14 protein-coding genes and 1 pseudogene are annotated in these 22,767 nt (G+C 53.4%); 3 read left to right on the top strand and 12 right to left on the bottom strand.

Features of this window, described 5'->3' with window-relative positions; genetic code table 11:
• Positions 1 to 11: 11 nt before the first annotated feature.
• Both HQN87_RS28575 and HQN87_RS28570 read left to right on the top strand, forming a co-directional pair.
• Positions 12 to 1,127 (top strand): glycosyltransferase, encoded by a 1,116-nt coding sequence (locus HQN87_RS28575; RefSeq protein ID WP_173140221.1) that lies wholly within the window; start codon positions 12 to 14, stop codon positions 1,125 to 1,127.
• A 235-nt stretch (positions 1,128 to 1,362) separates the two neighbouring features.
• On the top strand, positions 1,363 to 1,788 hold the full coding sequence (locus HQN87_RS28570) for a MerR family transcriptional regulator (RefSeq protein WP_173140219.1): 426 nt from the start codon (positions 1,363 to 1,365) through the stop codon (positions 1,786 to 1,788).
• A 258-nt stretch (positions 1,789 to 2,046) separates the two neighbouring features.
• Here the strand turns inward: HQN87_RS28570 and HQN87_RS28565 are convergent, their stop codons facing one another.
• The 11 genes and pseudogenes from HQN87_RS28565 to HQN87_RS28520 form a co-directional block, all read right to left on the bottom strand.
• Positions 2,047 to 2,364 (bottom strand): alpha-helical endospore appendage domain-containing protein, encoded by a 318-nt coding sequence (locus HQN87_RS28565; protein ID WP_173140217.1) that lies wholly within the window; start codon positions 2,362 to 2,364, stop codon positions 2,047 to 2,049.
• A 378-nt stretch (positions 2,365 to 2,742) separates the two neighbouring features.
• On the bottom strand, positions 2,743 to 4,572 hold the full coding sequence (locus HQN87_RS28560) for a collagen-like protein (protein ID WP_173140215.1): 1,830 nt from the start codon (positions 4,570 to 4,572) through the stop codon (positions 2,743 to 2,745).
• Between the two features lie 366 nt (positions 4,573 to 4,938).
• On the bottom strand, positions 4,939 to 6,546 hold the full coding sequence (locus tag HQN87_RS32895; protein ID WP_173140213.1) for a collagen-like domain-containing protein: 1,608 nt from the start codon (positions 6,544 to 6,546) through the stop codon (positions 4,939 to 4,941).
• A gap of 283 nt (positions 6,547 to 6,829) precedes the next feature.
• Positions 6,830 to 7,906 carry a tetratricopeptide repeat-containing glycosyltransferase family 2 protein gene (locus tag HQN87_RS28550; RefSeq protein WP_173140212.1) on the bottom strand — a complete coding sequence of 359 codons (1,077 nt, stop codon included), beginning with the start codon at positions 7,904 to 7,906 and terminating at the stop codon, positions 6,830 to 6,832.
• Between the two features lie 74 nt (positions 7,907 to 7,980).
• Complete coding sequence (locus tag HQN87_RS32890) at positions 7,981 to 10,524, bottom strand: alpha-helical endospore appendage domain-containing protein (RefSeq protein ID WP_301953236.1); 2,544 nt, start codon at positions 10,522 to 10,524, stop codon at positions 7,981 to 7,983.
• Positions 10,525 to 10,852: 328 nt separating this feature from the next.
• Entirely contained in the window at positions 10,853 to 13,108 is a 2,256-nt protein-coding gene (locus HQN87_RS33140) for a collagen-like triple helix repeat-containing protein (protein ID WP_254075715.1), read from the bottom strand.
• A 46-nt stretch (positions 13,109 to 13,154) separates the two neighbouring features.
• Positions 13,155 to 13,322 (bottom strand): annotated as a pseudogene (locus HQN87_RS28535) (alpha-helical endospore appendage domain-containing protein); the annotation flags it as partial.
• Positions 13,323 to 13,392: 70 nt separating this feature from the next.
• On the bottom strand, positions 13,393 to 13,593 hold the full coding sequence (locus HQN87_RS33270; RefSeq protein ID WP_485020540.1) for an alpha-helical endospore appendage domain-containing protein: 201 nt from the start codon (positions 13,591 to 13,593) through the stop codon (positions 13,393 to 13,395).
• Between the two features lie 370 nt (positions 13,594 to 13,963).
• Positions 13,964 to 15,013, bottom strand: coding sequence for a tetratricopeptide repeat-containing glycosyltransferase family 2 protein (locus HQN87_RS28530; RefSeq protein WP_173140210.1), 1,050 nt, complete (start codon positions 15,011 to 15,013; stop codon positions 13,964 to 13,966).
• Between the two features lie 110 nt (positions 15,014 to 15,123).
• On the bottom strand, positions 15,124 to 17,571 hold the full coding sequence (locus tag HQN87_RS32880; protein WP_301953235.1) for a YncE family protein: 2,448 nt from the start codon (positions 17,569 to 17,571) through the stop codon (positions 15,124 to 15,126).
• Positions 17,572 to 17,682: 111 nt separating this feature from the next.
• Positions 17,683 to 17,994, bottom strand: a complete 312-nt coding sequence (locus HQN87_RS28520) for an alpha-helical endospore appendage domain-containing protein (RefSeq protein ID WP_173140208.1) — start codon at positions 17,992 to 17,994, stop codon at positions 17,683 to 17,685.
• Positions 17,995 to 18,419: 425 nt separating this feature from the next.
• Between HQN87_RS28520 and HQN87_RS32575 the strand changes: the two genes are divergently transcribed.
• Positions 18,420 to 20,030, top strand: a complete 1,611-nt coding sequence (locus HQN87_RS32575) for a collagen-like protein (protein ID WP_173140206.1) — start codon at positions 18,420 to 18,422, stop codon at positions 20,028 to 20,030.
• A gap of 633 nt (positions 20,031 to 20,663) precedes the next feature.
• On the opposite strand, the gene HQN87_RS32570 is transcribed toward HQN87_RS32575, so the two are convergent.
• Positions 20,664 to 22,736, bottom strand: coding sequence for an alpha-helical endospore appendage domain-containing protein (locus tag HQN87_RS32570; RefSeq protein ID WP_246552882.1), 2,073 nt, complete (start codon positions 22,734 to 22,736; stop codon positions 20,664 to 20,666).
• Positions 22,737 to 22,767 lie beyond the last annotated feature (31 nt).

The raw sequence follows: 22,767 nt of genomic DNA, 5'->3' as shown, positions 1-22,767 counted from the left end.
GGGCTGTGAAGTTGAACACTCAGAAGAAGCTGTCTCTGTGCATGATTGTTCGCAACGAGGAGCAGTGGCTGGAGAACTGCCTCCGCAGTATTCAGGAGGCTGTGGATGAAATCATCATCGTGGATACCGGCTCTACGGATCGCACCAAAGAGATTGCGGCAGACTTTGGCGCGGCGGTATATGACTATAAGTGGCAGGAAAATTTCTCGGCAGCCCGCAATTACAGCCTGGAGCAGGCAACCGGAGATTGGGTGCTCTGGCTGGACGCCGATGAAGAAGTGCAGGGCGGTGACGCCATGAGCGTCAGGCAAGTACTGGAGACGGATGCAGAGACCATCCTGCTGGGAGGTATCCATCTGCTTAGCTATTATGGTGAGAATCCGCCGGACCCGCGGCGGGCGCATGGGATGAACCAGGTACGAATGTTCCGTCGGGAGAGCGGATTCCGCTTCCAGGGCAGTGTACACGAGCAGCTTCATCTGTCTGACCGGGCTATAGTACAGTCCATGATTTTTCAGCTTCCTGTGACCGTCTATCATTATGGTTATCTGGATGAAACCGTTAGTCTGCGGGACAAAGACAAGCGTAACATGCTGCTTCTGCAGCAAGAGAAGAACCAGGGCTCTCCTGATCCGTGGATTGATTACCATATGGCAAGCGTCCTGTACCGCAGAGAAGCCTTCGCCGAGGCCTACGAATATGTGAATTCATCCATCCTTCAATTTATGGATCAGGGATACCTGCCGCCTTCTCTGCTATACAAATTGAAATATTCGATTCTGCTGGTTACCTCTCCAACCCGGGAATCCGTAGCGGGAATTGATCTGGCGATTCAGCTCTATCCAGACTATGTAGATCTCTATTACACCAAGGGAGTAATGTTGTTCGAGATGGAATTATTCCGGGAGGCGGAGGAGGTCTTTCAGAAGTGTATCGCCCTCGGGGAAGACCGCAATGAGCATCTGACCACCAAGGGAGCTGGAAGCTTCCTGGCTTGTTATTACCTGTCACGCTGTTATCTGTCCAGCGGCAATCATAAGCTGGCGCAGACTGCGCTACAGGAGGCGCTGATTCTCAATCCGGATTACCCGGAGGCGAGGGAATTGCTTAAGGAAATGGATTTCTGAAGCGGCCGGAAGTCATTCAAGAACAAGAGACGCCTGCAGGCAGCTGAACCTTCAGCTTCTGCAGGCGTCTCTTTTACATTGTTCCAAGATGGATAGTTCGTCCTTGAAAATGGAAGAAAACGGATTTTTTTTATTTTTTCCTCATGAATTACGAACTTCGTGGATAGATTTTAGAATAGCAGATATTTCAGGCTACATTCATCCCGGATAATGCGATAACGAAAGGAGAAGGTTGATGAGTAGAGCTTACAGCCAATTGGAACTGATTCAGATGTTGAGGCTGCCGCCGACCACCGTCAAGCGCTGGCTGACCTACTATTCCCTCTTTATGCCTATTGTGAAGAAGGGGGATAGCGTGATGTACAAATATGAGGCGCTGAACTTGCTGAAACGGATTGAGACGCTAAGGAAAGAACGTTACCACCTGGGAACGATCGTACGGATTCTGATTGAAGAGGGGTTTCCGTTATACCATGAGAATGATTCTGAAGCTGGCAGGTTATATCCCAATCCGGGCGGTTCCGGTGAATCCAGCGGTAATCCGGCATCCGTAATCTCTCTGCGCAATGAGGGCTTCAAACGTGATTTGGCGAGTTCCCTGGAGAAGCTGTCCCTGCAGATTAAGGAGCTTGCCGAGCTGCTTGAGAAGTATGAGGAATGATTCCGGCAATGACGCTATCCACGAAAGTATGAGGGCAAGCCGCCTGCAGTGCCGTATGGATACCCACTATCGAATGCTTCAGCAACTGGAGTCTGTGCTCTCTGTCACAGGAGGCAAGAGTATATCTGACAGCACCGGGAGCCAAGGGAAGTGCTTGGCGCGTTCCTCAGCGTCACAGCTATGTAACGGGTCTGGCTAAGCCATCACGGCTGTAAGGCCTATTCCAGGCGGGTGACTGAATTCAGGCAATGACTTCGTTTATTCTTCTTCCTGCTCATCAGGCGGGCCCTCATTCTTGGCGGCAAGATCAATCACATCCTCCAGCTTGAACTGCAGCATCATTTGATTCTTAAGAATGGTGCGAAGCATGCGTTCCACGCTGCGGTTCACCTGGAGGATCTCATCCAGAGAGATGCTATCGAATTTCAGCATTCGCTGGATCTTCTCGCCTTCAGCATTCATGATATGAGAAAGACCGATCTCCTCCAGCGCAATCGAAGACAGCAGCATATTAATGACTTCGCTTCGGGTCAGGGTAATCAAGGGCGTAATGTCAGGAATATTGGGCATTGACACGATCTATATCCTCCTCTAATCGTCAGTTAGCACACCGGGAATAAGGCATCGCAGATGTATCCTCAAGAATAGATCTCATGCAAGTTAGCCGCTGAGTCCATAATTGCGCCCTTCCTTATACTATATGTATGGCTGTTGTCTCCAGAATATTAGGCATTAGTAATATTTGTGGTGAGAATTATCTGGAAAAGCAGACTTTACGGTTATGGGCTAAGGAATGGCATTCCTACAGCCATGGCAATTGCGGATTCTGCAGATGTGCCGGACTTGTCAGACGGACCGGACTTCCAAGCAGAAATGAAAAACAGCCTCTGTAAAAGAGGCTGCTTCCTGGTTTTCCATCAGGATCGAAATTCAGTATTCCACATACAGGTGCGGTTAATCCGATATTTTCATAATGGACATTTGGGCTGCCAGTCGGCCAGCTACTGCAGTTAAAGCCGCACTGTCACCATCGTTAAATAAATTAATATCATTACTGGCGCCCGTTACACCTACAATTAGATCGGCTCCTATAGAAAAAGTACCCGGAGCATCAGGCGCAACGCTAGTTGCTGCTCTGCCACCCTCAATTAGGTTCACGCCTTTGCGCAAGGCAAAGGAAAAAACGGTACCTCCAGCGACAAGACCTCCGCTTATATTCCAAGAAATCCAATAGTATCCTCTTAGCAGAGTAACCGAAGTTTGTGCTGTAAGTATAATATCAGGAGCGCCGTTATCGACAAGCGTCTGATTAAACACAACTGGTGTGTTGGCAGCAAACGTAGTGGAAAGGTTATTTCCAATGAAGAGATGGCGTGCTGTACTTGGAGAGCCTGTGGGTCCGGTCGGTCCGGTATGGCCCCTGGCGCCGGTCGGTCCGGTATGGCCTGTAGCACCTGTAGCGCCCGTGGCCCCAGTAACGCCGGTGACGCCCGTGGCTCCAGTAGCGCCGGTGGCTCCGGTGACGCCAGTGGCACCAGTGGCTCCAGTAACGCCAGTGGCTCCGGTGACGCCAGTAGCGCCAGTAGCGCCCGTGGCTCCGGTAGTGCCGGTGGCGCCAGTAGCGCCGGTGGCGCCAGTAGCGCCGGTGGCTCCGGTGACGCCAGTAGCGCCAGTAGCGCCCGTGGCTCCAGTAGCGCCGGTGGCTCCGGTGACGCCAGTGGCACCAGTGGCTCCAGTAACGCCAGTGGCTCCGGTGACGCCAGTAGCGCCAGTAGCGCCCGTGGCTCCGGTAGTGCCGGTGGCGCCAGTAGCGCCTGTGGCTCCGGTGACGCCAGTAGCTCCGGTAGCGCCCGTGGCTCCGGTAGCTCCAGTAGCTCCAGTCGCCCCCGTCACTCCAGCACCAGTCGGTCCGGTTACGCCTGTAGCCCCTGTGACTCCCGTGACACCCGTCACTCCCGTGGCCCCAGTCACACCTGCCCCGGTCGGTCCGGTCACACCTCTAGCTCCTGTGACTCCTGTTGCACCCGTCACTCCCGTGGCCCCAGTCACACCTGCCCCGGTCGGTCCAGTCACACCTCTAGCTCCTGTGACTCCCGTAGCTCCTGTGACTCCCGTAGCTCCCGTAGCTCCTGTGAGTCCCTTCTCTCCTACGCCAGGCCCGGTTGGGCCTCTTGCTCCGGTTGGGCCTGTAGGTCCCGTCACTCCTACACCGGTTGGTCCGGTTGGTCCGGTTGGCCCGGGATCACCCGGCGCACCAGTGGGTCCCGTTGCTCCTCCCCCTGATCCGGTCGGTCCGGTTGGTCCCCTTGCTCCGGTAGGCCCGGGATCACCCGGCGCACCGGTAGGCCCCGTTGCACCTACTCCGGGTCCGGTCGGTCCGGTCGGACCCCTTGCTCCAGTAGGCCCCGTCCCCCCGCCATGATGTTCTCCGAGCAGTTCTTCAGACACTAACCGGTGTGCCGTTACCAGTTGACCTGTACTACTCTTACCCCATACCGAGACTTGTACCGGATCACTGTCTTCAGACGCAGCCGGTGTAACAAAGGTAAATTCAAAACCATTAAAATCCGCGTAATAATTCTTCGTAATTACTTGATTCGCTGCAATATGATGTAATTCGCTTACATACAAGACTCTCGTTCCGGCATTTAAATAATATCCCTGAATCGATATTGTGGAAGCCGTGTCCAAGCTGCGGTTATCAATTTTCACGGTAACCTGCTGGGTAGGCCTCACTCCGCTAACCGGATTATTCTCGATCGGTCCTGTTGATAAAAAGGCCATTACTTTATCACTTCCTGTCGGTAGATTTGGATTTCGTTCCAGTCAGCAGCATACTAAATGATTAATATAGTATTATTCAGGTTTACTGGTTTGGTGTGGGCTCAGGAGACCGGCTATAAAAGGTTGATGAACAACAGAAAGTCCATTAGACGCCGAGTCAAAATGCTCCGTTCCTGTATTATGAAGAGAATTATATGAAGAAATCAGACTTGCCGGTCTTGCTGGGGAATGATAGCCATCCGGTAAGGTTATTTACGGATTCAGCAGATGTGCCGGATTTGTAAAAAGACAATAGAAGCAGCTCCTTTACAGGAGTTGCTTCTATTAGAGCTTGCTAATGCAATATCTATTTTCAACTTTTATCGGTTACATAATTTGAATGATACTTAAGTTGGACCAGCTTGCATTAAATGCACGAGTAGTTAATGTAGTCGGTGAACTCAAACTGCAATCTAATCGCAAGGTTTGAGAAGCTGCATTTCCGGTTTGCAATAATCCACTACTGTTTAAGGAAATAGCAGTGGGGCCTGCTGGAGCGCCAGCCGGAGCTGCGAATTTGTTGAGTGCAGATAAGTGTACCGGGCTGTTATTGAGGTAAAGAAGAGCTTCTGAGCTGCTAATATCAGCAGTACCGGGTGCATAAGTAAGTCTGACTGTATAAGCGATAAAATATAAACTGTTGGGTAAAATCGTAATTTCCGTATTGTTAGGTCCACCAAGCTGGATCCCATTTCCATTGATAAAATCTACCGTGAATGGTGTCGCAGTTTGAGTTGCTGCTACTGGACCAGTCGGAGAAAACTGGGCATTATTATTAATTATTGAGGGACCAGTAGGGCCAGTGGCTCCAGTAGGGCCGGCGGCTCCAGTAACGCCGGTGGCTCCAGTAGGGCCGGTGGCTCCAGTAGGGCCAGTGGCTCCAGTAGGGCCGGCGGCTCCAGTAACGCCGGTGGCTCCAGTAGGGCCGGTGGCTCCAGTAACGCCGGTGGCTCCAGTAGGGCCGGTGGCTCCAGTAACGCCGGTGGCTCCAGTAACACCGGTGGCTCCAGTAACGCCGGTGGCTCCAGTAACGCCTGTGGCTCCAGTAGGGCCAGTGGCTCCAGTAGCGCCGGTGGCTCCAGTAGGGCCGGTGGCTCCAGTAACGCCGGTGGCTCCAGTAACGCCGGTGGCTCCAGTAACGCCGGTGGCTCCAGTAACGCCGGTGGCTCCAGTAACACCCGTTGCTCCAGCTCCCGGACCTGTAGGACCAGTCACTCCACGGGGCCCTGTAGCTCCAGCTCCCGGCCCGGTCGGTCCGGTCACCCCGCGAGGTCCCGTGGCACCCGTGGGCCCTGTAGCTCCAGCTCCCGGCCCGGTCGGTCCGGTCACCCCGCGAGGTCCCGTGGCACCCGTGGGCCCTGTAGCTCCAGCTCCCGCCCCGGTCGGTCCGGTCACCCCGCGAGGTCCCGTGGCACCCGTGGGCCCTGTAGCTCCAGCTCCCGGCCCGGTTGGTCCGGTCACACCGCGAGGTCCCGTCGCGCCAGTGGCTCCGGTAGCTCCAGCTCCCGGCCCGGTCGGTCCAGTCACACCGCGAGGTCCCGTAGCACCAGTCGGTCCAGCCCCTCCGCCGTTATGTTCTCCGAGCAGTTCTTCAGACACTAACCGGTGTGCCGTTACCAGTTGACCGTTACTGCTCTTGCCCCACACCGACACTTGCACCGGACCGCTGTCTTGAGACGCTTCCGGTATAACAAAGGTAAATTCAAAACCATTAAAATCAGCGTAATAATTCCTCGTAATCACTTGATTCGCTGAAATATGATGTAATTCACTTACATACAAGACTCTCGTTCCGGCATTTAAATAATATCCCTGAATCGATACTGTGGAAGCCGTGTCAGCACTGCGGTTATCAATTTTCACGGTAACCTGCTGAGTAGGCCTCACTCCGCTAACCGGGTTATTCTCGATGGGTCCTGTGGATAAAAAAGCCATTGCTTCATCACTTCCTGTCCGTAATTTGTATTTCGTTCCAGTCAGCAGCATACTAATTGATTAATATAGAAATATTCAGCCTTACCAGTTTGGTGTGGATTTAGAGGCAGAGCGTACTATAATCGGGCAGATGTATAATAGAAAGAGGCAGCTCCAGAGCTTGATTACTCCTGGAGCTGCTATTGACCCTATAACTAATGGTAACTTACTTAGAAAATAGTACTAAAATAAGGAAGCTGACTAAAGTACGGTCGGCTTCCTTTCATTATAAATTGCCTCAAAGTTACCCTGTATTCCCGGAAGAGCTCTTACTAAGTTTATAAGGTTTTTCCGTGATCCCCATTTTGTAAAATCCGGCCCATTGTCTGTGCGTATCGGCTTGCTTGGCATCGCCAAGCATCTCATAGCACATAGCCAACTGTTCATGAGGGAGCCAGGTCTGAAAGGCTGTATCCACGACAGAAGCATTGTAACGCTCCTTCATCGGATGAAGATAGGCCGTGCTGTACCAATGAATCGCTGCCTCAATATGGCCTTGCTTAAGGAAGTGTTCCCCCATGCGGCAACTGAAGGCAGGGTAGGGGACATCCTTGGCCAGCGCTTTTAACGTCAGCTCCAGCTCCTTATGCGGTTGGCCCGCCTGGACATAACAAGTCGCAAGCTTATGCATCGCAAAGATCTGATTCTCCAGCGAGACATCCGGGTGGTCCACACATAACTCATAGAATTCGATCGCCTGGTCATACAAATGGTGCTGCTGGCACTCTCTGGCATAGTGAAATTGATCCGAGACCGTAAGCTTATAGCCCCTGGCCAGATGGCGTTCATAGATATCCAGATTGCGGCGTGATGGACTTGCTGCTGTCCCGCTGGTTGATTTCGTGTGTGTCACTTTAATGTCAGAGGACAGATACTGGTAAGGCTGGTCGGTTGCAAGATCCTCGTGGACCACGCCTTGCCAGCCGAAGCCTTTATCGCGCTTCACCAGTCGTATACGAACCGTGTAGCTCACCACTCCGCGGTCTATCTGCTGCGGGATTTCATATGGCATGCTCACGGCATCCACGTGATCAGCTAACGTCTCCTTTAATTGCAGAAGCTTCGACCGCTGCTCAGGCAGCAGGATATCATCCGCATCCAACCAGAGAATGTATTGCTTCGTGGCGTATTGGAAGGAGGCGTTGCGCGCCGCTGAGAAGTCATCCGTCCAAGAGAAGTCATATACCTGATCCGTCCATTCCTTGGCGATTTCCCTGGTCTGATCTGTCGAGCCTGTATCGACGATGATGATCTCATCAGGGATTCCCTTGACGGATGCCAGGCAGTTGTTAAGGGTGTGCGCCTCGTTCTTGACAATCATGCACAAGCTAATGGATATCATCCTGGCCTCCTAGTGAGGAGTATGTGTTCCTCAAGTAATTCCTTTTCCAACATTTAATTCACAAAAGGATCTATGGCAGTCCAAAGCGGGGTTTGCGACACTAAGATTGTAGAAACTATAGTATTCGTTTTTTGATCGATAACTGCCAAATAATTTCTCTGACCTACTGCGGCATATACGGAATTCGCTGGATACTTTGCAACAAGGGTCGTATAAGGGTTAACGGCAGGTAGTTCATTTGAGTTGCCGCCTGTACTAATCGTTGCGACCACAGTTCTGCTATCTCCATCAATTACATAGACTGCCGCGCCAGTGGCGTACAACTGATTAGTGACCAGATTTGCGGATATATTACTAATACTACCAGCAATTACGATGTTGGTCTCAATCGTACTTGTTGTGAGATCATACGAATTGATATAATTAGAGCCGTAATAAGTTATCCATAGTCTATTTCTGAAAGGGTCTACCACGAGGCCATGAGGGTTGGTGCCTGTCAGTGCAATGGTTTGAACAATGGCACTGGTGCTGGCATCGTAAACAGTAATCCCAGGTACTGCAGATTGTAATGTGTACACCCTATTAGTGAAGGGATTAACTTCAGCCTGGATTGGTTGTACAGCAGTTGCACTAACCGTAATTGTGCTGATTGCACCTGTATCTACATCAATAGCCCAAATATTATTGCTGGTATTGGTATTATTTGTAACATAAAGCGTATTGGTAATCGTGTTAATCGACATACCGCGTGGTTGGGCGCCTACCACATACACCGTTTCTATCTGATCTGTCAGTTCATCCACTTTGACGACGCTGAATCCATCCGAGTAGAAAAGCTTGTGACGAAGTGTATCAATTGCTGCACCATAACCTGTTTTTAAACCCGTACCTGGCTGGTTAAGAGGCCAGGTAGCGATCACTTGATTGGTAAGTGCGTTAATGGAGTATACGACCTGCCCAGTGTTGGTGGCAGTATATACTTTGGGGAATTGCATCGTACCGGTAGACCCGGTGGCTCCGGTAGCCCCAGTGGCCCCAGTAGCGCCGGTGACTCCAGTAGCGCCGGTGACTCCAGTAGCGCCGGTGGCTCCGGTGGCACCCGTGGCTCCAGTAGCACCAGTAGCACCAGTAGCACCAGTAGCTCCTGTTGCACCCGTAACGCCGGTGGCTCCAGTAACGCCAGTGGCTCCGGTAGCGCCAGTGGCACCAGTAGCACCAGTAGCTCCTGTTGCACCCGTAACGCCGGTGGCTCCGGTAGCTCCAGTAGCTCCGGTGGCACCAGTAGCTCCGGTGGCTCCAGTAACGCCGGTGGCTCCAGTGGCTCCAGTGGCTCCGGTAGCGCCGGTGGCTCCGGTAGCGCCGGTGGCACCAGTAGCGCCGGTAGCACCAGTAGCGCCGGTAGCACCGGTAGCGCCGGTGGCACCAGTAGCGCCGGTGGCTCCAGTAACGCCGGTGGCTCCAGTGGCTCCAGTGGCTCCGGTAGCGCCGGTGGCTCCGGTAGCGCCGGTGGCTCCGGTAGCGCCGGTGGCACCAGTAGCGCCGGTAGCACCAGTAGCACCAGTAGCGCCGGTAGCACCGGTAGCGCCGGTAGCGCCGGTGGCACCAGTAGCGCCGGTGGCACCAGTAGCGCCGGTGGCACCAGTAGCGCCGGTGGCACCAGTAGCGCCGGTGGCACCAGTAGCGCCGGTAGCGCCAGTGGCGCCAGTGGCGCCAGTGGCGCCGGTAGCGCCGGTAGCGCCTGTAGCTCCAGTGGCTCCAGTAGCGCCGGTGGCTCCAGTGGCCCCAGTAGCACCAGTAGCACCAGTAGCTCCGGTAGCCCCGGTAGCGCCAGTGGCCCCGGTAGCGCCAGTAACTCCAGTGTTGCCGGTAGCGCCAGGAATTCCTGTAGGTCCGGTAACCCCTGCCCCGGTCGGCCCTACAGAGCCGGTTGCCCCACGTTGTCCAATTTCGATCCACGGAGTCCAGGTAGCTCCGCTATTCTGGCTGCTACGGTACAAAAGGACAGGGTTCGAGATATAGATCTGTTGCACATAGGTTCCTACCTGTGAGACATACAGGGTCCAGACCGGTGGATGCGCTACTCCCGTCGGACCGTTCAGAGGGGCCGGGCCGGTGGGATTATTGGAGCTATAAACACCGGCTTCTACGAAGGTGTTGAGATTGGAACCAGAAGGCTCCACATTTTCGGGAAATGCACCTACATCTGCAGCGTCTAATACCACTGCACCGGTCTGTCCGTTGACCGTGGTGACGGCACCGGCGGCACCGGTAGGTCCGGCAGGGCCGGTAGGTCCAGCGAGCGTCGGAACGTTGGCGGCGGTCTTAAGCTTGGAATCGAGCATCATCTCCTGGCGGAAGATGGTGTCTAGCATGGCCTGGGTGCTGCTGTTAACCTCCAGTACCTGAGCCAGTGTGGCAGGGGGACCGCTGATCCCCGGCAGTGTGCCGAGGGCAAATTGGATTTTCTCGCCTTCGGCATTAATGATATGGGCAAGTCCCAGCTCCTCCATTGCAATGGAGGAGAATAGAAGATTGACAACGTCATCCCTTGATAACGCAATCGTAGGAGTGATGTTTGGAATATTGGGATTGGACAAGATGTTAACCTCCTTAAGTTGGATTAATCCACAATATTCTTTGAACCTCACGGTTGAACCGGATACAAACCTATTTACGGTGAAAGAGTTGGCACAATGGAAAAGGAAGCTGATAGATAAAGCGATCAGCTTCCAGTAACTTGAATCATTTATCTAGAAACAATGAATGGATGCCACACTTACTTATTTTCGGTAGAATTCATCCCATTGATGATGCAACGCCCCGCGCCTAGTCTTGTCTCACATAAAGGAGAGGTGCGCGACTCCTTAGGCATACCTCTCCTTGTATTACCTGAGACAAGGCCTGTTCAACTATTTTCACTCTACATTAGGACATAAACGGATCAATAACGCTCCAAAGGGGGGCGGCTCCTACCGGAATGGTGGCAAGCAGCGTATTCCTATTCTGATCGATCACAGCAACGCTACTCGTAGCTCCAACACTGACATAGACCAGATTGGATTGAATGGTATTCCGCAGTAGTGTGATGTATGGGTTCACAGCAGGAGAGTCTTGATTGGCTCCGACCGTAATTGTACCAACGATAGGATAGGGAGGATTACCGTCTACGACACTAACATAGGGTGCGTTGTAATTCGTTACATAAAAACGGTTGGTTATTAGATTTGCTCCAATATTTGTGTTATTAGCACCGACGGTCACCGTTCCTAAAATCGCGAAGCTGGTTGCATCAAAAACATTCACAATACCTGGGTTTGCATAATGGGAAACCCATAGCTGATTCCCTATAGGATCGATCAGAATTCCATGCGGTCTGGTAGCGGCAGTAAATGTCGTGATAACGGCATTATTATTTCCGTCAATGACCGAAACATAATTTGAAGAAACATACAGAGTATTGGTCAGTGAATTGATATCGATATTTACAGGAAAGGTTGTAACACCTGCAACCGTTGTAACCGTACCTGTGGGAACATCTATTACCCAAATATTGGTAGATGCAGCGATTGAATTAGCCACATATAGCTTATTTGTAAAGGTATTGATGGCCATCCCGCGAGGCGTTCCCCCTACAGTATAGGTGGCGGTAATCTGGTTCATCATTTCGTTATATTGAATAATGTTACCGGCGTTGGAATAATAGAGCAGGTGGCGCTGTGTATCTACCGTCGCACTATCGAAGTTCGTACTGGTAATTGCGAAGCTTGTAACGATTTCGTTCGATAAGGCGTTAATGACAGATACGCGATTATTAGTTCCTACGTACAACATTGGAGGATGTAATGTTCCTGATGCGCCGGTAGCGCCGGTAGCGCCAGTAGCACCCGTAGCTCCGGTAGCACCCGTGGCTCCGGTAACGCCCGTGGCTCCGGTAACGCCCGTGGCTCCGGTAACGCCCGTGGGTCCGGTAGCACCCGTGGGTCCGGTAGCGCCCGTGGCTCCGGTAACGCCTGTGGCTCCGGTAGCACCTGTGGGTCCGGTAACGCCCGTGGGTCCGGTAGCGCCTGTGGCTCCGGTAGCGCCCGTGGGTCCGGTAGCGCCTGTGGCTCCGGTAATGCCCGTGGCCCCAGTAGCGCCCGTGGCGCCGGTAGCCCCGGTGGGTCCGGTGGGTCCTGTAGCTCCGGTCGGCCCCGTAGCTCCAGCCCCTGAACCGGTCGGCCCTGTCACACCACGAGGCCCCGTCGCACCAGTGGGTCCGGTAGCCCCTGCCCCTGAACCGGTCGGCCCTGTCACACCACGAGGCCCCGTCGCACCAGTGGGTCCCGTAGCTCCAGCCCCTGAACCGGTCGGACCTGTCACACCACGAGGCCCCGTCGCACCAGTGGGTCCGGTAGCCCCAGCGCCTGGCCCGGTCGGACCTGTCACCCCGCGAGGCCCCGTCGCACCAGTGGGTCCCGTAGTTCCAGCCCCTGGCCCTGTCGGACCGGTCGCTCCACGAGGCCCCGTCGCACCAGTGGGTCCGGTAGCTCCAGCCCCTGGCCCGGTCGGTCCTGTCACCCCGCGAGGCCCCGTCGCACCTGTGGGTCCCGTAGTTCCAGCCCCTGGCCCTGTCGGACCGGTCGCTCCACGAGGCCCCGTCGCACCAGTGGGTCCGGTAGCTCCAGCCCCTGGCCCTGTTGGACCGGTCGCTCCACGAGGCCCCGTCGCACCAGTGGGTCCCGTAGTTCCAGCCCCTGGCCCAGTCGGTCCGGTCACACCACGAGGCCCAGCAGCGCCGGTAGCCCCGGTCGGTCCTGTTGCTCCTGCCCCTCCGCCGTTATGTTCTCCGAGCAGTTCTTCAGACACTAACCGGTGTGCCGTTACGAGTTGGCCTGTACTGCTTTTGCCCCACACCGAGACTTGTACCGGATCGCTGTCTTCAGATTCAGCCGGTGTAACAAAAGTAAATTCAAAACCATTAAAATCAGCGTAATAATTCTTCGTAATGACTTGATTCGCTGCAATATGATGTAATTCGCTTACGTACAGGACTCGTAGTCCGGAATTCAAATGATACCCTTGAATCGATACTGTGGAAGCCGTGTTAGCGCTACGGTTATCAATTTTCACGGTAACCTGCTGAGTAGGCCTCACTCCGCCAACCGGATTATTCTCGATCGGTCCTGTAGATAAAAAAGCCATAACACTATCACTTCCTGTCAGTAAATTATATGTTCAAATCCATGATAACTCCCGGCAGTGTGCCGAGGGAGAACTGGATCTTTTCCCCTTCTGCGTTAATGATATGGGCTAGTCCAAGCTGCTCCATGGCAATGGAAGAGAATAATAGGTTGACGACATCATCCCTCGATACGGCAACCGTAGGAGTGATGTTCGGAATATTGGGAGTAGACAAGATGTTAACCTCCTTAAATTGTATTAATCCACAATATTCTTTGAACCTCACGGTTGAACCGGATACGAACCTATTTACTCCTATTTACGGTTAAAGAGTGGATCAAATACAAAAGGAAGCTGATTGATAAGACAATCGGCTTCCTGTAATTTGAATCAATTATAAATAATAAGAAGCAGTGAATGGATACCCACCCTTCAGCGTTAATGATATGGGCCAGTCCAAGCTCCTCCAGGGCAATGGAGGAGAACAGTAGGTTGACGGACGGCATCATCCCTTGATAGTGCGATCGTCGGGGTGATGTATGGGATATTGGGGTTATACAATAGCATAGCCTCCCACTATAAATTATAATTCTCCCTTGTTCGCTCACCGCAATTAATCTCTATTTTGGCTGCAGGAAGACCTCCAGTAAGTCTGATGGAGTTGCTGTTTCTCTTTGGTTTACTTCCCGTTACGTACTAGCTTCTTAATTTAGATTAATTCACAATACTCTGTGAACCTCACAGGTGAACTGGATAGGAACTATCTATGCTAAAAATTGCTCCAATAAAAAAGGAAGCCGATGGATAATAACCATCGGTTTCCTTGTGCTTGATCTTTTATAAGTAATATTAAGAAACAATGAACAGGGCGGCTACCTATTCCTTACGATAGAATTCAGCCCACTGCTGATGATGCTTCGCCTGGGCTGTATCTCCCAACGCCTCATAGCATAGAGAGAGTTGTTGATGCGGAAGCCAGGTGTGATAGACATGGTCAATGGGAGACCAACTATACCGTTTTCCCGGAGGGGATGAATAAGCTGATCGATACCAGAATATGGCCGCCTCCAGATTGCCAGATTTCAGGAAATGCTCTCCCATCCGGCAACTGAAGGCGGGGTAAGGGACATCCATGCTCAAAGCTTCAAGCGTAAGCTCCAATTCTTTCTCCGGCTGGTTGTTGTATACATAGCAGGTGGCCAGCTTGTGAAGGATGAATACTCTGTTCTCCAAGGGTATCTCAGGATGATCCTTGCATTGTTCATAATAATGAATGGCTTGTTTATATAGCTTATGAGAGTGGCACTCCCGGGCATAATTCAGCATATCGGGTACGGTGAAGATGTACCCCTTCGCCAGATGCCGTTCATAGATGTCCAGATTTCTCCTGGAGAGAGCACGGCCGCCCTGGGCATCGCCTACCTTAGTATGGGTAACGGTAATATCGGATTTCATGAAATGATACGGAGCCTCTGTAGTGATATCTTCGTGTACGATTCCTTTCCAGCTGAAGCCTGCGTTCCGTTTGACAAGCCGCAGCCTTGTGGTGTTACTGATGAATCTCCGGCTGTCGTCCTGCGGAATTTCGTAATTCATAGAAACGGCGTCTACTTCTTCGGTAAGCGCCTCCTTTAACTGCTCTAGCTTAATTTTGTTCTCGGGAGTCACAATATCGTCGGCATCCAGCCAGAGAATATAGTCCTTGGTGGCATACTTGAAGGATTCATTCCGGGCAGCAGAGAAATCATCAATCCACTCGAAATCATAGATATGCTGCGTCCACTTTGCTGCAATCTCCTTGGTGCGATCCGTTGAGCCAGTATCGACAATAATGATCTCATCGGGAATGCCTTGTACGGAAGAGAGACATTGATCCAGGTTCTGCTCTTCATTCTTGACAATTAGACACAAACTGATTGTAGCCACAGCTTCCCCTCCTTATCCAATTTTACATAGAGGAGAGGTGCGCGACTGCTTAGACGCACCTCTCCTTGGATTACCTGAAACACAGACCGTTGGTCCGTTCTCGGCCTGCGTTAAAACATAAACGGATCAATAACACTCCAGAAGGGGGTGTCTCCTACCGGAATGGTAGCAAGCAACTTATTGGTATTCTGATCAATCACGACCACGGCACCCGCCGATCCAATGCTGGCATAGACCAGATTAGATTGAACAGTATTCCGCAATAGGGTGATGAATGGGTTCACAGCAGGTGAATCTTGATTGCTTCCTGTTGTAATCGTACCGACGACAGTATTGGTATTTCCGTCGATGACACTAACATAGGATGCGCTATAACTTGTTACATAAAAGCGGTTGGTCAGCAAGTTCGCTGAGATATTTGTAAGATTAGTACCGACGGTAACCGTGCCTACAATCTGATAGTTAGTTGAATCAAAAACATTTACAATGCCTGGGCTCGTATAATGTGAGACCCATAACCGGTCGCGAAGAGGGTCGATCAGAATGCCATGCGGTCTGGTAGCAGCGGCAAATGTCGTAATCACTGTATTGTTATTTCCATCAAGGACTGAAATATAATTAGAAGAGATGTAAAGAGTATTGGTCAGTGGATTGATATCGATATTTACTGGGAAGCTTGTAACCCCGGAAATGGTTGTAACTACACCTGATTGAACATCTATTTGCCAAATATTAGTGGCTGTGGATATGTTGTTAGCCACGTATAGCTTATTCGTCAAGGTATTGATGGCCATCCCGCGGGGAGTTCCCGCTCCCAGAGCGTAAGTGGCAGTAATCTGGTTCATCTGTTCGTCATATTGAATAATGTTGGTGCTGTTAGAAAAATAGAGAATATGCCGTTGTGAGTCTACGACCGCACTATCGAAGTACGTTGCGGCAATTGAAAAGGTTGAGACGATTTCGTTCGTTAAGGCGTTAATGATCGACACACGTCTATTAGCTGCATTCCCCCCATTAGTCCCTACGTACAGCATTGGGGAATGCAATGTTCCGGGTTGACCTGTGGCGCCTGTGTGTCCGGTAGCGCCGGTAGCGCCGGTGGCGCCGGTGGCGCCGGTGGCGCCGGTAGCACCGGTAGCACCGGTAGCACCGGTAGCGCCGGTAGCGCCGGTAGCGCCAGTAGCCCCGGTAGCACCGGTGGCTCCGGTAACGCCAGTAGCCCCGGTAGCGCCGGTAGCGCCGGTAGCGCCGGTAGCGCCAGTGGCTCCGGTAGCGCCGGTGACACCCGTGGCCCCGGTAGCGCCGGTAGCGCCAGTAGCGCCGGTGGCTCCTGTAACTCCAGTAGCCCCAGTAACGCCGGTAGCGCCCGTGGCTCCGGTAGCGCCGGTGGCCCCCGTGGCTCCGGTAGCGCCGGTGGCCCCCGTGGCTCCTGTAGCTCCTGTAGCTCCTGTAGCTCCTGTAGCTCCTGTAACTCCAGTTACCCCAGTAGCACCAGTAGTCCCCGTGGCCCCGGTAGCGCCCGTGGCTCCAGTAGCTCCTGTAACTCCAGTAGCACCAGTAGTCCCCGTGGTCCCGGTAGCGCCCGTGACTCCAGTAGCGCCGGTAGCACCCGTAACCCCCGTGGCCCCGGTAGCGCCAGTCACACCGGTAACGCCGGTAACGCCGGTAACGCCGGTAGCTCCCGTAACTCCAGTAGCCCCAGTAGCACCCGTGGCCCCCGTGACACCTGTTACGCCGGTAGCTCCCGTAACTCCAGTAGCCCCAGTAGCACCCGTGGCGCCGGTAGCACCGGTTGCCCCCGTGGCGCCGGTAGCACCGGTTGCCCCCGTGACACCTGTTACGCCCGTCGGCCCGATCGCTCCCGTAGCTCCCGCCCCCGTGGGTCCCGTGGGTCCTTGTTCCCCTATAGGAATCCAGGGGGTGTACGTAGCCCCGGCATCCTGGCTGCTGCGGTAGTAGAGGGAAGGATTGGAGATGTAGAGCTGTTGAACATAGTTGCCCACGCGGGAGACATAAATGGTCCAGACGGCCGGATGGTCGACGCCGGTTGGACCATCCGGCGGCTCCAGCCCGTTCGGGTCTGCCGAACTGTAGACACCAGGGTCGTTGAACTGAGCGAGTGTGCTGTTCGAGGGTTCATCATTGTTGATGGGGAAGACGCCGTCTTCCGCATCCAGCACAACCGCGCCGGTCTGTCCATTGACACTAGTGACGGCTCCGGCGGCACCAGTAGGTCCGGGAGGACCGGTAGGACCGGCCAGCGTGGGAACATTGGCGGCGGTCTTCAGCTTCGAGTCGAGCATCATCTCCTGGCGGAAGATAGTGTCGAGCATGGATTGGGTGCTGCTATTGACCTCCAGCACCTGTGCCAGTGTGGCAGGGGGACCGCTGATCCCCGGGAGCGTACCCAGGGCGAACTGGATTTTCTCGCCTTCGGCGTTAATGATATGAGCTAGTCCAAGCTCTTCCATGGCAATGGAGGAGAATAACAGATTGACGACATCATCCCTCGATAAGGCAATCGTAGGAGTGATATTGGGAATATTGGGATTGGACAATACAACAACCTCCTTAAGTTGGATTAATCCACAATATTCTCTGATCGTTTTTGGCGAACCGGATATGAACCTATCTACTTCATATTAAAAGATTCTACTAAGGACATTTGGTTAGCAGTGGCGGTCAGGAAGCAGTTTTAGTACATTTTGAAGCTTGGAATTCAGCATCATTTCCTCCTTAAATACAGTCTCCAGCATATCCCTTACACTTTCGTTCACCGCCAGAATTTCCTTAATCGAAGATTTGGTATGATTAGAACCAGGGAGCGTACCCAGGGCGTATTGAATTTTCTCGCCGTCTGCATTAATAATATGGGCCAGACCCAGCTCCTCCATCGCTATGGAAGCAAGCAGCAGGTTAATGGCCTGATCCCGGGTCAGGGAGATGGTTGGAGTAATATTGGGAATGTTAGGGTTGGACAAGATTGCACCTCCATTTGAAATTGTCTTTGTCTAAGTCTATGCGTGGGCCGTTGTCCATGTACAACAATTCTGCCTATGGATGCTGCAGAAACTGCAAGAACCGCAAATATTACTGGATAATCATTCGAGAGGGACCCTTCCGTAGGTTTGTGAACCCCCGGGAGGGTCTCTTTTGTTATTCATCAGCCCCATTACAGCTTGTCGGCCCGAAGTCCACACCAAACCGTTAACTCGGAATATTACTATAATAATCAATTCAGCATGCTGCTGACTGGAGTATTTCCGGTTATATGTGCGGACTCGGCATGTATGACTAAGGAAGGGCGGCGGAGTGAAAAAGGGGGACTGGAGTGCATCGGCCATGCCGAATTATTCCGGGCGTATGCTGAAATGAAATCCAAATATACTCAGGAAGTGATGGAATAATGGTTTTTTTATCCACAGGGCCGATCGAGAATAACCCGGTTAGCGGAGTGAGGCCTACTCAGCAGGTTACCGTGAAAATTGATAACCGCAGTGCTGACACGGCTTCCACAGTATCGATTCAGGGATATTATTTGAGTGCCGGAGCGAGAACCATGTATGTAAGCGAATTACATCATATTGCAGCGAATCAAGTGATTACGAGGAATTATTACGCTGATTTTAACGGTTTTGAATTTACCTTTGTTATACCGGAAGCGTCTCAAGATAGCGGTCCGGTTCAAGTGTCGGTGTGGGGTAAGAGCAGTACAGGCCAACTCGTAACGGCACACCGGCTGGTATCAGAAGAACTGCTCGGAGACAATAACGGTGGAGGGGCAGGGCCCACTGGAGCAAGGGGACCGACTGGACCGACCGGACCCGGAGTAGGTGCAACGGGGCCTACCGGTGCGCCGGGTGATGCCGGGCCGACCGGACCAACCGGCGTAGGAGTGACGGGACCTACAGGACCAACTGGAGCAAGAGGGCCAACTGGACCCGGCGTAGGAGTGACGGGACCTACAGGACCAACCGGAGCAAGAGGACCAACTGGACCTGGCGTAGGAGAGAAGGGACTCACAGGAGCTACGGGAGCTATGGGAGTCACAGGAGCTACAGGTGTGACCGGACCAACCGGGGCAGGGGTGACTGGGGCCACTGGAGTGACTGGAGTGACGGGTGCCACAGGAGCTACAGGAGCTACAGGTGTGACCGGACCGACTGGTGCAGGCGTAACGGGGGCGACCGGAGCTACAGGCGTGACGGGAGCCATGGGAGTCACAGGAGCTACAGGTGTAACCGGACCAACTGGTGCTGGGGTAACGGGGGCGACCGGAGCTACAGGCATGACGGGGGCCACGGGAGTCACAGGAGCTACAGGTGTAACCGGACCAACCGGCGCTGGAGTGACGGGGGCAACTGGAGCGACTGGAGCGACCGGAGCAACTGGAGTGACCGGAGCAACTGGAGCGACCGGAGCAACTGGAGCGACCGGAGCCACCGGAGCGACCGGAGCAACTGGAGCGACCGGAGCAACTGGAGCGACCGGAGCAACTGGAGCGACCGGAGCAACTGGAGCCACAGGTCCGATTTTGGCCATTCAAGGATTCTCGGCATTTCTAACTACGTTCGCTGTGAATGCGGATCAACAACTTGTCGGTTGGACGATAATAGCACCTTATTATGGTTACCTGGGGTTCAACGAGACAAGTGGGGTGTTCACCGTTCCGGTAACGGGAAGATACTCTATTGAAGCTACCGTCAATTTCGCAACTAACGCGGCTATCGCGGCTGCGCTCGGGGCAAATGAGAATCCATATGTAGTGGTGCGAAGAATTACTCCGACACCTATAGATCTGGTGACCGGATTATTGCCGGTGCTGGATGTGGATATCACAGGAACCTTAACCCTTAGAACACTCCTGGCTAGCGGCACGGTTACTCTGGCAGGCGAAGTTGAACTTACGGCTAATGATCAGATTGCTGTCCTCTATCAGGCTGATGGTTTAAACCTTGCTATTGATTTGGGTGCTACAGATTCAGGTATTATATGGTCTATGCATAGATTAACCTGATACTGTGATGGTAACAAGCTTAAAGTCATAGCACAAAAAGCGCGAACAAAGGTCACCTGCGAAGAATGGAGGCCACTGAAAAAGCCCATTAAGATCTTTAAGAGACATTCTACACAAAGGGTGTCTCTTTTTTTCGATATATTGAAAGTTATGATATTGAAAAGTGTAAACAATACCCGCTGAAGGAAGGGTGCTACCAATAGTGGACTCAAGCACAGACACGGGTACAATGTTGCATCCTCCTCAGGATTGATTGGCATGAAATTCAGGGAACTATAATGATATTCGCTGTGAATTTAAAACGAATGTTGAGACTTGTGGAGTAACCACACTTTAAAGAAAATAGATCAAAAGAACGACGTTTATTCAGAGAACCGAATAGACGTCGTCTTTGTGATGTTTTAGTGGGTGACCTTTGTTCGCGCTTTTGCTTGATACGGTCAGTGATGGTTCAACCGGAGTATTGGCTGCTTATCTGATAATACTCCCGGTGAATGCAATTGAAGCAAATGAAATATTTGGCATAAAAAAAGAAAAAGCCCCATCCATATTACCGATGGAGAGGCTATGATTCAAAATAGGGGTTGAAATCTTTAATGTTCCCGGGCTCATCTGTAAGGCAATTCCGTTATATTAAACTAAAGTAATGATCGTCACTTCGCATCTGGCTGGAACCATAGATATAGCGCTAGTAAGAACATTTTGCACTGCCAAGGTAATATCTCCTAGTCCGCGGCGATCAATCACAGCATTTGCAGTATGATTAACATCTGAACCACCGGATACTCCTGCAAGTGTTCCAGGGACCAGGGTAGCTGGAACGACTGGAGATATGAGGCGGAACGAACGATTAGTTCCCGTAGCCGCAACAGAATATATAACCAGATAAGCATGCCCGCCTGTAAGAGTAATAACCCCTGTAGGTGCTACTGCTACAGTACTACTTGCTCTACTTGGAGTGTCAAACGGAACTATACCTGTTGCACCAACTGTAGGATTAGCACCTGTACCTCCTCCTATAGTGAAGTATAGATAGTCAATTGCTGCGCCTGTCGGACCAGTTGCTCCAGTCGGTCCGGTAACGCCCGTGGGCCCGGTAATACCAGTGGGTCCGGTAACGCCAGTGGGTCCGGTGACGCCCGTGGGTCCGGTGACGCCGGTCGGTCCGGTGACGCCCGTGGGTCCGGTGACACCGGTCGGTCCGGTGACGCCAGTGGGCCCGGTGACGCCTGTAGGTCCGGTGACACCTGTAGATCCAGTGACGCCAGTGGGTCCGGTGACGCCGGTGGGTCCGGTGACGCCAGTGGGTCCGGTGACGCCGGTGGGTCCGGTGACGCCCGTAGGTCCGGTGACGCCAGTGGGTCCGGTGACGCCAGTGGGTCCGGTGACGCCGGTGGGTCCGGTGACGCCCGTAGGTCCGGTGACGCCAGTGGGTCCGGTGACGCCGGTGGGTCCGGTGACGCCGGTGGGTCCGGTGACGCCGGTGGGTCCGGTGACGCCGGTCGGTCCGGTGATACCCGTCGGTCCGGTGACGCCAGTCGGTCCGGTGATACCCGTCGGTCCGGTGACGCCAGTGGGTCCAGTGATGCCCGTGGGTCCGGTGACGCCGGTCGGTCCGGTGACGCCGGTCGGTCCGGTGACGCCGGTCGGTCCGGTAACGCCAGTGGGTCCAGTGATGCCTGTCGGTCCAGTAATGCCGGTAGGCCCCGTGGCGCCTGTCGGTCCAGTGACACCAGTGGGTCCAGTGATGCCGGTAGGCCCCGTGGCGCCGGTAGGCCCCGTGGCGCCGGTAGGCCCCGTGGCGCCGGTCGATCCGGTGACGCCGGTGGGTCCGGTGGCACCAGTGGCCCCGGTGATGCCGGTAGGCCCGGTGACACCAGTCGGCCCCGTGACACCGGTAGGCCCGTTGACGCCAGTAGGCCCGGTGACGCCAGTCGGTCCAGTGGCACCAGTGGCCCCGTTAGCACCGTCGGGTCCACGCTCGCCAATTGGTCCGGTAGGCCCGGTGATGCCCGGACCGGTGGGTCCGGCAGGTCCTGTTGCACCGCGCTCACCAATCTCTTGCCATGCCGACCAGGCTGCTCCCCCGTTCTGGCTGCTGCGGTAATAGAGGACAGGGTTGGAGATATACAATTGCTGGATATAAGCTCCAACCTGGGAGACATATAGAGTCCAGACGGCCGGATGCGAGACGGGCGGACCGTCAGGCGGCGCGGTTCCATTAGGATCATTGGAGCTGTAGACGCCGGCTTCGGTGAAGGAACCTAGTGGTGAGGCGGAGGGCTCTTCACTAAAGGGCATAGCCCCTACGTCCGCAGGGTCCAGTATGACCGCTCCGAGCTGGCCGTTGACGCTGGTGACTGCTCCTGCAGGTCCCGTGGGTCCCGTGGGTCCTGTGGGCCCGGTTATCGTTGGAATGAGAGAGGCATCCCGTAATTTCGAATCCAGCATCATTTCTTGCCGGAAGATGGTATCCAGCATGGCTTGCGTGCTGCTGTTCACCTCCAGCACCTGTGCCAGAGTGGCAGGCGGGCCGCTTATTCCAGGCAGTGTACCAAGGGCATACTGAATCTTCTCCCCCTCTGCATTAATAATGTGGGCCAAGCCGAGTTCTTCCATAGCGATCGACGAGAATAACAGGTTAACGACATCATCCCGCGTCAACGTGATAGTTGGAGATATATTGGGGATATTAGGTGTGGACAAATAAAACCCTCCTTCATAATGTGATGGTTCA

It is taken from the genome of Paenibacillus tritici, from assembly GCF_013204885.1.
Taxonomy (GTDB): domain Bacteria; phylum Bacillota; class Bacilli; order Paenibacillales; family Paenibacillaceae; genus Paenibacillus_AQ; species Paenibacillus_AQ tritici.
Note: the sequence above shows the minus strand (reverse complement) of the source record. Positions and strands in the feature narration are given on the sequence as shown.